Source organism: Alkalibacterium olivapovliticus (assembly GCF_003003275.1).
Taxonomy (GTDB): Bacteria; Bacillota; Bacilli; order Lactobacillales; family Carnobacteriaceae_A; genus Alkalibacterium; species Alkalibacterium olivapovliticum.
Genome location: NZ_PVTO01000007.1, coordinates 78,730 through 93,283 on the forward strand (window position 1 = coordinate 78,730; position 14,554 = coordinate 93,283).

Sequence of the window (14,554 nt, forward strand, 5' to 3'; positions counted from 1 at the left end):
GTCTTAATGATGGACAGACCATTTATTTGGCTTGTGCAGAAATCGTACTAAAAGTCTTTGCCCTGAATCAGTTACTGATTCAGGGCATTTTTTATGAGGTGGAAAAATGAATAATGATGAAAAAATGATGAAAAGAGCTCTTGAACTGGCCAGTAATGGACGTGGATTTACGGCTCCAAACCCGATGGTGGGGGCTGTCATTGTGAAAGACGGAAAAATAATAGGAGAAGGCTACCACAAAAAAGCTGGAGAGGCGCATGCAGAAGTCAATGCGATCGAATCGGCCTCTGAATCTGTTGAAGGGGCAACGCTCTATGTGACACTGGAACCTTGTTCACATTTCGGTAAAACGCCACCCTGTTCAGAACTGATCATTGACAGAAAAATAAAAAAAGTAGTCATTGCTGCAACAGATCCAAATTCCCTTGTTTCAGGATCAGGAATAAAGCAGTTGAGACAAGCTGGAATTGAAGTCGTCACAGGGATATATGAAAAGGAAAGTCACAAGCTGAACGAAGTGTTCAATTATTATATTACAACTAAACTACCTTATGTGGTCATGAAGTATGCCATGTCACTCGACGGGAAGATTGCCACTGAAACTGGAGAATCAAAGTGGATCACTTCCCAAGATTCAAGGCAGCATGCCCGATATCTGAGAGCACACCTTTCCGGCATTATGGTAGGAATTAATACGGTACTGAAAGATGACCCGGAGTTGACTTGTCGTGTCCCAGCATTTGAGAATCCGACACGCATTATACTCGACAGCAGACTTAGAATTCCGCTCGATGCAAAAGTACTGTCACATCAGCAGGACGCGCCCACAATCATTTTGACAACAAGTCAAGCACCGTCTGCTAAACTGGATAAATTAAAAGGCAAGCACATTGAGGTACTAGTCTTACCTGACAAAAACGGACAAGTCGACTTGAAAGAAGCCATGAAAATACTCGGTGAAAAAGGGATAGACAGTTTACTTCTTGAAGGAGGAGGTACCGTGAATGCTTCGGCGTTATCAGCGGACATTGTCAATAAACTGGCTGTCTACATTGCACCTATTCTCATCGGAGGAGACGGAGCACCTTCACCGGTAATGGGTAAAGGAATACAAAAAATGTCTGAGGTCTTTAAACTCAACAATATGGACATCACCAGGATCAGAGACGATATGCACATCGAAGCGTATATTGACAGGAGGAATCAGTAAATGTTTACCGGAATAGTGGAAGAAATTGGTGAAATCAAAGACATTAAAAGAGGATCTAAATCGAGTGAGCTGACAGTTAAAGCTTCAAAAGTGCTTAAAGATACGGTTATAGGAGACAGTATTATGACTAGTGGGGTCTGCCTGACTGTTACACATCTCGATCAGGATACCTTTAAGGCAGATGTTATGTCTGAAACACTGAACCGTACAGCACTTGGCAGCCTCTCGAAAGGAAGTCAACTGAACCTCGAACGCGCATTGAATCTGCAGACAAGACTCGGAGGGCATATGGTCAGTGGTCATATTGACGGAACGGGCGTCATCACGCGGTTTAGAAAAGATGACAATGCCGTCTGGGTGACGGTTGAGGCAGATAAAGCATTACTGCGCTATGTCATTGAAAAAGGATCGATCGCCATCGATGGCATCAGCTTGACAGTCGTTACTGTATCAGAGACTGAGTTCCAGGTGTCAATCATTCCCCACACAGGAGAAGAAACGACCTTGCTGAAACACAAAATTGGAGACAAGGTCAATCTTGAGTGTGACCTGATTGGGAAATATGTAGAAAAACTATTAGGCCTTTCTAGTCAGTCAGATAACAAAAATGAACTGACAGAAGCATTACTGAAAACAAACGGATATTAAATCAGAGAGACAGGAGTGAGCTTATGTTTGATAGAATCGAAGAGTTGCTGGAAGATTTAAAACAAGGAAAGAATGTTATTATTGTCGATGACGAGGACAGGGAGAACGAAGGTGACATAGTCTGTGCGGCTGAATTTGCAACACCTGAAAATGTCAATTTCATGGCAAAATATGCCAGAGGGCTGATTTGTATTCCGATGACGAAGGACTATACAAAAAAACTGGGATTATCTCAGATGAGCCTTTATAACACAGATGACCATACGACTGCTTTTACAGTATCGATCGATTACGTTACAACAGAGACAGGTATTTCTGCTGCTGAACGGTCACTGACAGCAATGAAAACGGTCGCCGAAGACAGTAAACCGGAAGACTTTAAAAGACCCGGTCATATGTTTCCACTGGAAGCAGTAGACGGCGGTATTTTAGCGCGAAACGGCCATACTGAAGCTACTGTGGATCTGATGAGACTGGCAGGTCTAAAACCGGCTGGCTTGTGCTGTGAAATCATGAATGATGATGGCACAATGGCCAGACGAGATGACCTGATCGCTTTTTCTAAAGAGCATGATATGAAAATTGGAACGATCACCGATCTGATCGATTATCGTAAAGCACATGAACAAGTAATTTTCAGGGAGTCTCAGGCGAAGCTGCCAACTAAGTTTGGAGAGTTCGACATCTATGCCTATGAACATAAATTTACTGGAGAACATCACATAGCGCTTGTAAAAGGAACTATAGATGATGGTGAGCCCGTTCTCGCACGTATTCATTCTGAGTGTTTGACAGGAGATGTCTTCGGATCAAAAAAATGTGATTGTGGTCAGCAGCTGGATTCGGCTTTAGAAAAAATCGCTGAAGAAGGCCGAGGTGTGCTGCTTTATATGCGTCAGGAAGGAAGAGGGATCGGGCTGGTCAATAAAATAAAAGCCTATGCGCTCCAGGATCAGGGGCACGATACAATCCAGGCCAACACGCTGTTGGGTTTCCCGGTCGATCTAAGAGAATATTATGAATGCAAGCAGATCTTTGATGACCTGGGAGTCAGCCGGCTGAATCTGATGACGAATAATCCGCTCAAAGTCTCAAGTCTGGATAAATATGGATTGACAGTGGAAAAACGTATCCCGATTCAAATGGATCTCTATGATGAAGATACAGCTTATCTCCGGACAAAAAAAGAAAAAATGGGTCACTATTTAGAATACTGATACGCTTTAAAACAATAGGACATGGAGGAATATAGAAATGAATACAATTGAAGGACAACTAATCGCAAGTGATTTAAAAATAGGGATAGTCGTAGCACGCTTTAATGATTTTATCGGTTCCCGTTTACTGGATGGTGCTGTTGATACATTGAAAAGACATGGGATGAAAGAATCTGACATTACAGTCGCTTGGGTACCGGGTGCTTATGAAATCCCGCTTATCGCCAAGAAGATGGCTGCTTCGGGTAAATATGATGCTGTTATTACATTAGGCGCCGTTATCAGAGGGGCTACGTCTCATTATGATATCGTCTGTTCGGAAGCGGCTAAAGGCGTTTCTGCAGCTGCCGACAGCACAGGCGTTCCAGTCATGTTTGGTGTTCTGACCGTCGATTCGATTGAACAGGCCATCGAACGTGCTGGGACAAAAGCAGGGAACAAAGGAGCAGAAGTCGCTGTTGGGGCAATTGAAATGGCCAATCTGGTCAAGCAGCTATCGTAATGGAAAAGCTTACCAGCGTAAAAACAATTGTTTTTGATTACGATGGCACACTTCATGATAGCAGAGAAATTTATATTCCCGCCTTTAAGCGGGCGTATGACTATTTGGTCGAACAGAAGAAAGCTGCTCCCAGAGACTGGAAAGATGAAGAGATCACTCAGTGGCTGGGATACAGTAAGCAGGACATGTGGCAGCTCTTCATGCCGGATCTCGAAGATACGGTTCAGCAGAAAGCGTCACATCTAATTGGTGAAACAATGCAGACTAAATTACTGAATAATGAAGCAAAGGTGTATCCGAGAGCTTTAGAGACCTTAAAATACCTTAAAGATAAAGGGTACACGATGCTTTTTTTAAGTAACTGTTCGATTGACTATATGGAGCAGCACAATGAGCTGTTTGGTCTGGATCAGTATTTTTCGAAACTGCTTTGCACAGAGCAGTTTAACTTTAAAAAAAGCAAAAAAGAGATCATGAAAATTGTCAAACAGGACTATGAAGAGGATTTTGTTGTAATTGGAGACCGATTTCAGGATATTGAAGTAGGCGAACTTGATGGGTTTTATTCTATTGGATGCCAGTATGGGTTTGGTAAAATAGGAGAGCTGAAGGCTTCAGATTTAGTGATAAATGATATCAGCGAATTGAAACACTTCCTTTAATTTAAAAAGCTTGATGAGATTCTGCGTACAGTGTACGTTTCTCATCAAGCTTTTTAAATTAAAATAAACAGAAATCCGGCTGAACATACGCCTAGAAGAAACCCCTCCAGATTACCATCCCGTTCAGATGGTAATTCGTGTTTGATCACATTTAAAGTCATGGCACCAGCCACAAAGGCTTCTACGCTCCCAATGAAATAGTCTGGGAAATTTGAAAAGACGCCGATGATAAACCCAATAACGATTGATACAGACAAAATATATCGTCCATACTGATCATAAACAGCCTCATGGTGATGACGGAGGCCCCAGTCATTGGTGACAAAGTGAAGCGCAAAGGCAATAAAGAATATAAGTAGAGAGGTTGTCATCTCTTCCATATGAGTGAGCAGGTAACCGATCATAGCATTGTATAGTGTAAAAAATCCAATATGAGACCAGAAAATATGTGATTCGATCAAGTTAGGGTTAGTGGTTTCTTCCGTTTCGTACGCCCGTGCAATCAGACGATCCATTGTATAAAAAACTGTGAGGCCCATTAAGGCAATGATATAAAGGGCGTAATGAAGTAAATGCCCTTCTAGCCAGTGGATTTCCTGTTCCGCCAGAGCTTGTGTATGAGCTACCTGGGGCCACAAATGGATAAAGACATAGGCAATTCCGACACCAGCTGAGAATGATACAAATCGTCTAAGTAAGGGTTGCGGTAAAGAGAGATAAATGGAAAAAAAGTGAATAAGTACAAAGCCGATACATAATACAAAGGGGATCCACATAATTTTTTAAGCTAAACAGTTTTAGCTTTTCCTCACTTTCATAACGGGATAAATAAAGTGTACACTATATTTCAAAATAATCCTATTAGACAGTCAGTCTTTCTTTAAAAAGCTTTCCTAGAGAAACAACTGAATTTAGAGTATGATGAAGGCAGAAAACTACGGATGAATGAGGGATCGCTATGATTGAAAAAGGGCAGACAACAAGCAATGATATAGTCTATGAGTGGATCATAGTGGAGGACTTCACTGAAGAAGAACTGGGTCGCTTCAGTAAAGCCCATGCTATCCCCCTTGATTTATATGCTTTGAACAAAGAGTCAGACATCTCCTACTACAATGCTTTGGATACAGACCATCATGGACAATTGAATGTGCTGCACCTGCCCGTCTGGGAAAAGAAGCGATACGGGACGATTCAGCAGGCAAATTCTACCGTAACCTTTGTTTATTCTGAGGAACTGGTGGTGTGTGTTCTCAGTGGACTCGACAGCCAGTGGATGGCCGATCAGCTGAAAAGCCACACGTCTCCTCACCACGCCATGGTTGAAACAATAAACTTGCTATATAATGATGTAGAAGACAGACTATTACTTTTAAAACAGTCTATTGAGGATTTAATGAAGGAAGCGAAAGAAAAAGCAGATAGAGATGTATTATTAAATGTGACTGATCTTGAACAGGAACTGGTCTTTTTCTCCAGACGAATCGATGATTTTGATGAGACGATATCGCGGTGGTCAGAAGATTCAATTATCTTGAATACGACACAAACGAGCGAACGGGAAATAATAGCACTTCGAATAAAGAAAAGCCAGTATAACAGCCACTTGTATAAGGATTTGATTGAGTCGACTAGTGGACTGCTATCAGACAGTATCGATAATAAGCTGAACAGTATTATGGAATTTCTAGAATCGGTAGCACTGGTCATCTCCATACCCACTTTGATTTTCAGCTTGTTTGGTATGAATACTGGGGGACTCGTAGGGAGACAATCCCCTTTCGGAACAGTGGTGGTCATTGCCGGTTCATTACTGTTGGGAATTGTAATGGCTTTGTACTTAAAAAGAAAAGATTATATGTGAAACAAACCTGAAATGATTTGAGAATTTCATCAGGTAAGGGTAAAGTAGGAGTAGACTACTAAATTGAAGGAGGAAAAACCATGAATGGAAATAAACTGAGAAAATCATCAACTGACCGTATTGTTTCAGGTGTATGCGGCGGGATCGCTGAATTCTTTGGAATCTCTTCGTTAGCTGTTCGAATCGCCTTTATTCTGCTGCCATCGAACTTGCTGCTTTATATTATTCTCGCACTAATTATGCCGGAAGATTACTAGGCAATTAAAGTCAATTTTAACACTCATTAAGCTAAAAAACTATCCCACTCCTGCATCACCCTTTTTACGGGGTATAGAGGAGAGGGTTAGTTTTTTAGTGTCCGGTATCTTGAAAACTGTTAACCGTAAATATTGCCGTCTAGCCTAGAAAGTGACGCAATAGCTTTCATATCCTGATCAGAAAGGTCAAAGTCAAATACTGTCAGATTATCTTTTTGACGGACAGGTGAACTCGATCGTGGAATCGGCATATACCCATTCTGGACGTGCCACCTCAAAATGACTTGACCGATCGATTTGTCATACTGATTCCCAATCTCTCTCAATGTATCATTATCGAGCAAGTCATCTGCCATGCGATTTCCTAAAGGACTCCATGACTGGGTCAATATATTATGTTCTTCATTTGCTTTTAGCATGTCATCCTGGGTAAAGTAAGGATGGGTTTGGATCTGATTGATTACCGGCATGACACCAGTTTCATCTTTCAGACGCTTCAGTTGATCAGGCTGGAAATTCGAAACACCGATTGAGCGGACAAGGCCCCATTTTTGAGCATCGATCAAAGCTTGCCACGCTTCAACAAATTTATCCTGTTTCGGGTCCGGCCAATGGATCAGATAAATATCATAATAGTCTAGACCCGCACGGAATAGAGATTCCTGAATAGCTGGAACAGCCAGGTCATACTGATGATACTTTTCAGGTAGTTTGGAGGAAATCAGTATTTCCTGCCTGGACAACCCGCTTTCTTTAACTGCTTTGCCTACAGTTGCTTCGTTCTCGTAAGCATAAGCCGTGTCTAAAAATCGATACCCATTGTTTAACGCCTGTATGATCGTTAAGACGCCTTTTGCGCCCTTCAGTACATCTGTTCCAAATCCGACAGCTGGAACTTTCAATCCATCATTCAGCGTATACTGTAAAACGTTGTTTGTCATTCGTACCCCCACTTTCCAATTTATAAATTCAGTTTACCTCACAATGAAAGCGAAAACAAATATCTCGCGGTGTACTTATAATAGGATAATGACTATAAATATAAAACTTACAGTTTAAAAAGGAGAGGAAGAGGCACTATGAGGATAAGGATGTTTGTGTAGTCAGCTTTTGTATGGTTCCATTTTCTTTATAAATAAGCGATAATGATAGATGGTATACAATGAAGCAAGGATCAATCCGCTTGCTCAGATGCTGATCAGTCAAACTAACAAAAGCAGTGACTTTAATTTACCTAATAGGACTAGATTGAATAGTATCTGTGAAAATTAGTTTGAATGTCAAAATAAAAATCTGCTATACTATTTCTGAAAAGGGGAAATGTTTATGGAAAAATCATCAGTCAGATGGAAGGTCCTTCTAGGCGGTGTTATGATGCAGCTGTGTATCGGAGGAATCTATACCTGGAGTTTATTCAATCAGCCACTTGTGGATAAATTCGGTTGGGAAAGAACCGAAGTATACACTGCATATTCGCTGATTGTCTTTATTTTTGCCTTTGTGACAATATTTTCGGGAAGACTTCAGGATAAAGTCGGTCCTCGCTTAGTTGGGACTATAGGGATGATTTGCTTCAGTACCGGTCTGATCATCGTCTCACAGGCCACAACGCTGATGACACTTTACTTAGGTTACAGTCTGCTTGGCGGGATTGGAGTAGGCATGGTATACGTCTGCCCGCTCTCAACTGGCCTGAAGTGGTATCCCAGAAAAAAAGGGATGGTAACTGGGATTATCATCGGAGCTTTTGGATTAGGCGGATTTATCTTTAATTTTGTTTTGTCTGCACTGATTGCTTCTATTGGGGTTTCCCAGACATTTCTAGTTCAGGGTCTTGTCTATGCCGCTGTAGGGATTACTGGAGCTCAACTGCTTCGCGTCCCGGAATCAGATGGCGATCATCAGGTACTGGTAAACGAACGTGATTATTCTTCAAAAAAAATGCTGAAAACCAAATCATTCTATTTACTGTGGATTATGTACTTCACAGGCAGTTTGAGTGGATTGCTGATCATCGGCTTATCTCAGGATATTGCCCGGGACTTGGTTGGCTTGTCTCCCAGAGTCGCCGGATATGCAGTAGCTGTAGCAGCTATTGCCAATGCTTCAGGACGATTGGGTTGGGGAGCATTGTCTGATGTTTTTGGAAGACTGCGTGTCTTTACCTTGTTGTTCGGTCTGACTGCAGTATCTATGGCGGCGCTAAGTCTGCTGACGCTTAACGTGTGGACTTACTATCTTCTGCTGGCTGTTATAGTCAGTTGTTTTGGCGGATTCCTGGCAACCTTTCCGGCTGTCTGCAGTGACTATTTCGGGTCATATTACTTCGGGTCCAATTATGGCCTGCTCTATCAAGCGTATGGGATATCCGCTTTAGTTGGTCCACTGATGTTATCGCTAGCGTCTAGAGAAACTCAAGCTTTCCTATGGTCCAGTTTACTGGCAGTGGTCGGATTAGGGCTGACTTTCTTAGTCAAAATACCAGAAGCAGAATAAATCACAAAAAATCATATTTGACCTATTTTGCACCGGGCTTTCTTAAATTCACTGATGTCGCATAAATAGTCATTTTGGGTCTTTCTTAATTCTGTTCAAGCGCTTACATATATGGTATACTTTAGGTGACATATAAGTGCATGAATAGAGAGAGGAGGGCCAGTCATGTTATTCACTGAAGTAACGGATGAGCGGGCTAAAGATAAAAAACCGGGTGAAATATTAGCTATCGTGACAGGGATAGATAAAGCGATCATACAATCAGGGGTCCAGGAATACGGATATGAAATGATTCTGCAGAATCCGGCTCTGTTAAAGGTGACAGAAGAAGATCAGCAGCGGATAAAAGAAGCACGCAGACTAGGTTATCTGGATGTAACTTTATTATAATAATATTCAAAAAAAGAATAGAAACTGCTCTTTTAACGAGCAGTTTCTATTCTTATGTAGACTGCATTTCACATGAGGAAAAGTAAGGAATATGTTATTATGTAAAAAAGTAGCAAAATGACAAGTGTTATAGAGAATGTGAAAAAAGTCATCCTCTCATAACCACCTCACTATAAAGAGGAGGAACTTTTATCGAAAAAGAATTAACGCATGCTTCCAGTATCGAACAGGACTATGGATACTGTGAGGACATTATAAAAGAACATTCTAAAAGCTTCTATTTTTCTTTTTCAAAACTCCCCCCCGAAAAAGCTCAGGCTGTCTATGCTATTTATGCATTCTGCCGCTTGGCAGATGACAGTATTGATGAAGCAGAGACAGAAGAAGAGCAGGCAGATGCCCTGGCTTTTTTGTCTAATGAACTTAATCGCTTTGAAGAAGGCAAAGAATCTGCGCATCCCATCTGGCGTGCTTTAAGAGACGTCTTCAACCGTTATGATATGTCCATTCAGCCTTTTTATGATCAGCTGCAAGGCCAGGCTATGGATTATAAGTTTGAACAGCCCTGTACAATGAAAGAAGTTGAAGAATACAGCTACTATGTAGCGGGTTCAGTAGGTTTAATGCTGTTGCCGATCATTGCAACAGAGCATCATAAAAAACTGAGGGAACCAGCACTATCCCTGGGAGTTGCGATGCAGTTGACCAATATATTGAGAGATATAGGGGAAGATTATAAGAAAATCAATCGTATTTATTTACCTGTGGAACTGATGAACAAACTCAATTATTCGAAGGATGATTTAGCTGAGGGGACTATAAACAGCGCCTTTATCACCTTGTGGGAAAGCATTGCATTGCTCGCAGAACAACGTTATCTTGATTTTTCAAATGCGCTGCACCTTTTTGATAAAGACAGTCAGTTTCCAGTCGCGCTCTCATCACGCGTTTACGCTGGGATACTGGATGCTGTGCGTCAGAATCAGTACGACTGTTTCACTAAACGAAACAAAACCTCTTTTATTAAGAAAATGCTTATTTTAAGAGAAGTCAAAAGTAAGTTCTAATCCAGAGATAGTTATAATTCAAATTCATCTCCAGAATGAGGCATAATTTTATGAGTAAAGTGTTAAACACAGAAGAGTCTACAATCGTAGTAATTGGTGGTGGGCTGGGAGGATTGTCAGCAGCCATTTCATTAGCGCAGAAAGGGTACAGTGTTTCCCTTTTTGAAAAAAATAGTCACCTTGGTGGAAAACTTAACCGATTGGAAAAAGAAGGATTTGGCTTTGATCTGGGGCCGTCTATTTTGACGATGCCGCATATTTTTGACCGTCTGTTTCGTGAAAGCAAAAAGCAGATGAGTGACTATGTCTCTATCAAGCAGCTGCAGTTTGAATGGCGTTCTTTTTTTACTGATGGAACTGTAATGGATCTGTATAATGACCTTGATGAAATGAAGCTGAAGAACCCTGAATTAAGCGAAAAAGAATTACAGGAATATAGAAATTATTTAAAGTATGCAAAAAGATTATATGATGCAACTAATGAAGGTTATTTTGAAAAGGGTCTGGATGATCTTAAATCCATCATCAGTCATCACGGTGTGTTTTCAGCCCTGAAAGACTTTGATTATTTTCACACTATGTCACAGGGTATTGACAAGAGAGTCTCAAATCCGTACTTGAGGGACATGCTCAAGTATTACATTAAATACGTCGGCTCTTCTGCAGACGAAGCTCCGGCTATTTTAAATGTTTTGGCTTACGTTCAGAGTCATTTAGGCTTGTGGTACGTTGAGGGTGGTATGCATAAATTGGCGGAAGCTTTGGTCAAACTGGGTGAAGAAGTCGGCGTGACTTTTCATACAAATACGGAAGTCACCTCGATTGAAACCAGTACAGAGGGGGGAGCAGTTACGGGCGTCCGTCTGGCATCTGGGGAAACTGTTTTAGCAGACCGAGTGGTATCCAACATGGAAGTCATTCCAACGTATAATCGTCTACTGAACGTTGATCCTGTCTATACTAAAGAGCTTGAGAAAACGTTTGAACCTGCTGCATCTGGACTAGTCCTTCACCTTGGAGTGAACAGATTGTATCCACAGCTAGCGCATCACAATTTTTTCTTCTCAGAGGATTCTTCAGAAAATTACAAGACGGTCTTCACGAAAAAGAAATTACCTGAAGACCCGACGATTTATTTAGTCAACAGCAATAAGACTGATCCTAAGCAGGCTCCCGAAGGATATGAAAACATTAAAATTCTTCCCCATATTCCTTATATTCAAAATCGTCCGTTTACAGATGAAGAGTACGCTGATCTCAGAGAGCGTGTACTGATCAAGCTCGAAAATATGGGACTGACAGATCTGAGAAAGCACATTGTAGTGGAGGATCAATGGACACCAGTTGATATTGAAGAAACCTATTACTCGACTCATGGTGCGATTTATGGAGTCGTTTCAGACCGCAAAAAAAATAAAGGCTTTAAGTTTCCTAAAAAAAGTGCCAAATTCAGTAACCTTTATTTTGTAGGGGGATCTGTTAATCCTGGCGGCGGAATGCCAATGGTCACATTGAGTGGGCAGCAGGTATCCGATATGATTGTAAAAGAAGATAAGTAGAACCATAAATTGGCTGAGAGAAAGGGTGAGTGTCAGATGATCTGGTATATGATCGGTTTGATCCTTTTTCTCGGACTGTTTAGTGGTTTTTTCTTTTTGTGGAAACTCCCCCTCATTCCGCTGACTGCGAACTCTGAGAGAGTGCCTCCCTTGTCGATTATCATCCCTGCCCGTAATGAAGAGCTGTCGCTGCCGGCACTTCTCAAGTCTATTCAGCAGCAAAGCATTGAACCTCTTGAAGTGATTGTCGTTGATGATGAATCGACTGACAATACAGCCCATATCGCAGAGGAGTTCGGTGCAACGGTCTTGTCTGCTTCATCCGCAAATCTTTCTCAGAAAGGAAAGTCTGCAGCATGTTGGATGGGTGCCCAAAAAGCAAAGGGGGACTGGCTGGTTTTTCTCGATTCAGATACTCGATTTGTACATAGGGATGCATTACGATCAATAGCGGACGTTTATCTGAAAAAAAATCAGAACGGTCTCTTCTCAATACAGCCATTTCATGAAACAGAAAAAGCATATGAAACTATTTCAGTCGTACTCAATATCATGGTCATGGCTGGACTGAACCGGTTCAGTCTTCTTAAAGACAAGCTTCCTCATAGAGGGGCATTCGGGCCATTTCTGCTCACCACTCGATTGCAGTACGAAAAATCAGGAGGGCATCAGGTAATCCTCGACAGCCATATGGATGATATTGAACTGGCCAGGCTATATAAAAGCAAGAACTGGCCCGTATCCGTTTACGGTGGGAAAGGATCGATTCATTTCAGAATGTTTCCGGAAGGGATCAGTCAGCTGGTGAATGGCTGGACTAAAAGTCTGCTTCAGGGGGCTGAGGGCACTCATCCGCTTGTGCATCTATCCATTGGCATGTGGATAACCGGGGTCATCATGATCTCAATTTTAGTGATACTGTCAGTTGTATACTACAGCAGTTTACTGGCTGTACTTCTATCTCTTTGTGCCTATCTCCTATACTGTTTCCAGTTCAGGTGGCTGATGAACAAGGTGGGGAGGTTCCCACTGTGGACGATGGTTTTCCCGTTCTTTTTTGTTATAGCCTTCATAGGACTGTATATATGGGCATTCGTTCAAGTCCATATTATAAAAAAAGTGAAATGGCGTGGAAGAGATATTAAAACATAAATGAGGTGACAGAAGTGGGATTGATACTGATCAATATAGTGGTGTGGCTTTTCTTCCATCTGACTATTTCTCTTGGGTTACTCAAAATCCCGTACACATGGTTTTCATATGAACACAAACTGAATGTCCTGTTTAAAAAAAGAGCGTTTGAACAAGAAGGAAAACTCTGGCGTAACGTGTTTAAAGTTCAGAAGTGGAAAGATAGTCTGCCGGATGGGGCATCTCTTTTCAAGGCAGGATACAAAAAAAAGAAGCTGCCTGAAGCACAGATTGAGTCTCTTGAGGTGTTCATCAAAGAAACTAAACGAGCGGAACTCACGCATATCCTACTTCTAGTTCCAGCACCCTTGTTTTACTTATGGAACCCAATTTGGGCGGGACATATTATGATTCTTTACGCAGTCATAATTAATATCCCTTTTATCATTATTCAACGGTATAACCGCATACGTCTTGAAAAAATAGTAAACGTCTTAAGAAAAAAACTGACTGATAAAAATCCGAATCTATGATACTATTAAAAAGTAAGTAAATGATAAGGAGTGTTTGAATGTTTAAAATCGATAATGAGTTGACGTGTAGGTATGCGCAGCTGAATGTAACTGATTTAAAAGAGATGACAGCCTATTATTCTGATAAAATCGGGCTGGATGTTATCAGTGAAAATGAAGAACGGATCGAATTAGGTATAACAGAAACAAAAAATACACTGCTTGTTTTGAATAAAACAACTGCAGATAGATCCTCATTAAAAGCCGGTCTGTTTCACACCGCTTTTCTCCTGCCAACACGGAAAGATCTAGGGAACATATTGTTTTCTCTTTTGAACAAAGGAGTTTCAGTGAATGGTGCATCAGATCACGGGTACAGTGAAGCTATTTATCTGCAGGATCCTGAAGGGAATGGAATCGAAATATATCGGGACAAACCAAAGAAAGAGTGGACTATCAATGCAGATGGCACGATACCTGGGGTGACTGAGGAAATGGATGCAGAAGGCGTGCTGAAAAGCAGAGATGATCAGCCCTCAGATCGTTTTCCTCAAAAGACCATCATTGGGCATATGCACTTATCTGTCAGAGATCTGAACGCCTCCGAAGCATTTTATAGAAATGTGCTGGGGTTGAGTTTGAAGTACCAATTTGGAAGTCAAGCTCGATTTTTAGCAGCAGGACAGTATCACCATCATATCGGAATGAATACATGGGCCGGTACAGGTCTGGCTGAACGGACTGAAGAGGATCTGGGATTAAGTTTATTCTCGCTAAACCTGTCATCCAGGAAAACCTTACAGTCATTAACAGATCATTTAACAGAAAGTGGTCACCCATTTCTTACTGAAGCGGATGCGGTCACTTTAACTGATCCAAATGGCATACACGTTAAAGTGGAGTATACAGGTAATGAATAGCAGATAAAGGGAGGTGATCAGTCAGAGCGATTGATCACCTCCCTTTTTATCAGTCGTGTCTCAATTGTGGATAATGAGAATGTCTTTCATTCTCATTTGACTGTCTTTTATACTGGTTA

At 41.4% G+C, this 14,554-nt stretch carries 16 protein-coding genes; 14 read left to right on the forward strand and 2 right to left on the reverse strand.

The features are described 5' to 3' along the window. Positions 1-106 precede the first annotated feature (106 nt). The 5 genes from ribD to CLV38_RS05045 are packed head-to-tail and all read left to right on the forward strand — an operon-like array spanning position 107 to position 4,239. Complete coding sequence (gene ribD, locus CLV38_RS05025; RefSeq protein WP_106192353.1) at positions 107-1,210, forward strand: bifunctional diaminohydroxyphosphoribosylaminopyrimidine deaminase/5-amino-6-(5-phosphoribosylamino)uracil reductase RibD; 1,104 nt, start codon at positions 107-109, stop codon at positions 1,208-1,210. Beyond that, positions 1,211-1,858: a riboflavin synthase gene (locus tag CLV38_RS05030; protein WP_106192357.1), complete on the forward strand. Its 648-nt coding sequence runs from the start codon at positions 1,211-1,213 to the stop codon at positions 1,856-1,858. Between the two features lie 23 nt (positions 1,859-1,881). Continuing rightward, entirely contained in the window at positions 1,882-3,075 is a 1,194-nt protein-coding gene (locus tag CLV38_RS05035; protein WP_106192360.1) for a bifunctional 3,4-dihydroxy-2-butanone-4-phosphate synthase/GTP cyclohydrolase II, read from the forward strand. 37 nt (positions 3,076-3,112) lie between these two features. Further along, positions 3,113-3,577: a 6,7-dimethyl-8-ribityllumazine synthase gene (gene ribH, locus CLV38_RS05040; protein ID WP_106192362.1), complete on the forward strand. Its 465-nt coding sequence runs from the start codon at positions 3,113-3,115 to the stop codon at positions 3,575-3,577. Next, a complete protein-coding gene (locus CLV38_RS05045; protein ID WP_106192364.1) occupies positions 3,577-4,239 on the forward strand; it encodes an HAD family hydrolase in 663 nt (220 codons plus the stop codon). The genes ribH and CLV38_RS05045 overlap by 1 nt, the downstream gene beginning before the upstream one ends. A gap of 53 nt (positions 4,240-4,292) precedes the next feature. Here CLV38_RS05045 and CLV38_RS05050 read toward each other — a convergent pair whose 3' ends face one another. Continuing rightward, positions 4,293-5,015 carry a ZIP family transporter gene (locus CLV38_RS05050; protein WP_106192367.1) on the reverse strand — a complete coding sequence of 241 codons (723 nt, stop codon included), beginning with the start codon at positions 5,013-5,015 and terminating at the stop codon, positions 4,293-4,295. 182 nt (positions 5,016-5,197) lie between these two features. Here CLV38_RS05050 and CLV38_RS05055 point away from each other — a divergent pair, with 182 nt between their 5' ends. Together CLV38_RS05055 and CLV38_RS05060 are read left to right on the forward strand one after the other, a co-directional pair. Then, a complete protein-coding gene (locus CLV38_RS05055) occupies positions 5,198-6,103 on the forward strand; it encodes a CorA family divalent cation transporter (RefSeq protein WP_106192369.1) in 906 nt (301 codons plus the stop codon). An 80-nt stretch (positions 6,104-6,183) separates the two neighbouring features. Continuing rightward, a complete protein-coding gene (locus CLV38_RS05060; RefSeq protein WP_106192372.1) occupies positions 6,184-6,360 on the forward strand; it encodes a PspC domain-containing protein in 177 nt (58 codons plus the stop codon). 119 nt (positions 6,361-6,479) lie between these two features. Here CLV38_RS05060 and CLV38_RS05065 read toward each other — a convergent pair whose 3' ends face one another. Then, the gene (locus CLV38_RS05065) at positions 6,480-7,301 is read right to left on the reverse strand and encodes an aldo/keto reductase (RefSeq protein WP_106192374.1); all 822 of its coding nucleotides are present in this window, start codon (positions 7,299-7,301) and stop codon (positions 6,480-6,482) included. Positions 7,302-7,686: 385 nt separating this feature from the next. On the opposite strand from CLV38_RS05065, the gene CLV38_RS05070 reads away from it, so the two are divergent. The 7 genes from CLV38_RS05070 (at position 7,687) to CLV38_RS05100 (ending at position 14,435) form a co-directional block, all read left to right on the forward strand. After that, positions 7,687-8,856, forward strand: a complete 1,170-nt coding sequence (locus CLV38_RS05070) for an L-lactate MFS transporter (protein ID WP_170068817.1) — start codon at positions 7,687-7,689, stop codon at positions 8,854-8,856. A gap of 165 nt (positions 8,857-9,021) precedes the next feature. Further along, entirely contained in the window at positions 9,022-9,246 is a 225-nt protein-coding gene (locus tag CLV38_RS05075) for a hypothetical protein (protein ID WP_106192379.1), read from the forward strand. A 254-nt stretch (positions 9,247-9,500) separates the two neighbouring features. Beyond that, the gene (locus CLV38_RS05080; RefSeq protein WP_245920545.1) at positions 9,501-10,313 is read left to right on the forward strand and encodes a phytoene/squalene synthase family protein; all 813 of its coding nucleotides are present in this window, start codon (positions 9,501-9,503) and stop codon (positions 10,311-10,313) included. A gap of 50 nt (positions 10,314-10,363) precedes the next feature. Next, positions 10,364-11,872, forward strand: a complete 1,509-nt coding sequence (locus tag CLV38_RS05085) for a phytoene desaturase family protein (protein ID WP_106192385.1) — start codon at positions 10,364-10,366, stop codon at positions 11,870-11,872. A gap of 36 nt (positions 11,873-11,908) precedes the next feature. Beyond that, positions 11,909-13,024 (forward strand): glycosyltransferase family 2 protein, encoded by a 1,116-nt coding sequence (locus tag CLV38_RS05090; RefSeq protein ID WP_106192387.1) that lies wholly within the window; start codon positions 11,909-11,911, stop codon positions 13,022-13,024. A gap of 14 nt (positions 13,025-13,038) precedes the next feature. Beyond that, entirely contained in the window at positions 13,039-13,536 is a 498-nt protein-coding gene (locus tag CLV38_RS05095; protein ID WP_245920543.1) for a glycosyl-4,4'-diaponeurosporenoate acyltransferase CrtO family protein, read from the forward strand. 38 nt (positions 13,537-13,574) lie between these two features. Then, positions 13,575-14,435 carry a VOC family protein gene (locus CLV38_RS05100; protein WP_106192392.1) on the forward strand — a complete coding sequence of 287 codons (861 nt, stop codon included), beginning with the start codon at positions 13,575-13,577 and terminating at the stop codon, positions 14,433-14,435. Positions 14,436-14,554: the final 119 nt, after the last annotated feature.

Coding starts and splice junctions, on each gene's coding strand:
- ribD (WP_106192353.1), top strand. CDS start 107: ATGAATAATGATGAAAAAATGATGAAAAGAGCTCTTGAACTGGCCAGT.
- CLV38_RS05030 (WP_106192357.1), top strand. CDS start 1,211: ATGTTTACCGGAATAGTGGAAGAAATTGGTGAAATCAAAGACATTAAA.
- CLV38_RS05035 (WP_106192360.1), top strand. CDS start 1,882: ATGTTTGATAGAATCGAAGAGTTGCTGGAAGATTTAAAACAAGGAAAG.
- ribH (WP_106192362.1), top strand. CDS start 3,113: ATGAATACAATTGAAGGACAACTAATCGCAAGTGATTTAAAAATAGGG.
- CLV38_RS05045 (WP_106192364.1), top strand. CDS start 3,577: ATGGAAAAGCTTACCAGCGTAAAAACAATTGTTTTTGATTACGATGGC.
- CLV38_RS05050 (WP_106192367.1), bottom strand. CDS start 5,015: ATGTGGATCCCCTTTGTATTATGTATCGGCTTTGTACTTATTCACTTT.
- CLV38_RS05055 (WP_106192369.1), top strand. CDS start 5,198: ATGATTGAAAAAGGGCAGACAACAAGCAATGATATAGTCTATGAGTGG.
- CLV38_RS05060 (WP_106192372.1), top strand. CDS start 6,184: ATGAATGGAAATAAACTGAGAAAATCATCAACTGACCGTATTGTTTCA.
- CLV38_RS05065 (WP_106192374.1), bottom strand. CDS start 7,301: ATGACAAACAACGTTTTACAGTATACGCTGAATGATGGATTGAAAGTT.
- CLV38_RS05070 (WP_170068817.1), top strand. CDS start 7,687: ATGGAAAAATCATCAGTCAGATGGAAGGTCCTTCTAGGCGGTGTTATG.
- CLV38_RS05075 (WP_106192379.1), top strand. CDS start 9,022: ATGTTATTCACTGAAGTAACGGATGAGCGGGCTAAAGATAAAAAACCG.
- CLV38_RS05085 (WP_106192385.1), top strand. CDS start 10,364: ATGAGTAAAGTGTTAAACACAGAAGAGTCTACAATCGTAGTAATTGGT.
- CLV38_RS05090 (WP_106192387.1), top strand. CDS start 11,909: ATGATCTGGTATATGATCGGTTTGATCCTTTTTCTCGGACTGTTTAGT.
- CLV38_RS05100 (WP_106192392.1), top strand. CDS start 13,575: ATGTTTAAAATCGATAATGAGTTGACGTGTAGGTATGCGCAGCTGAAT.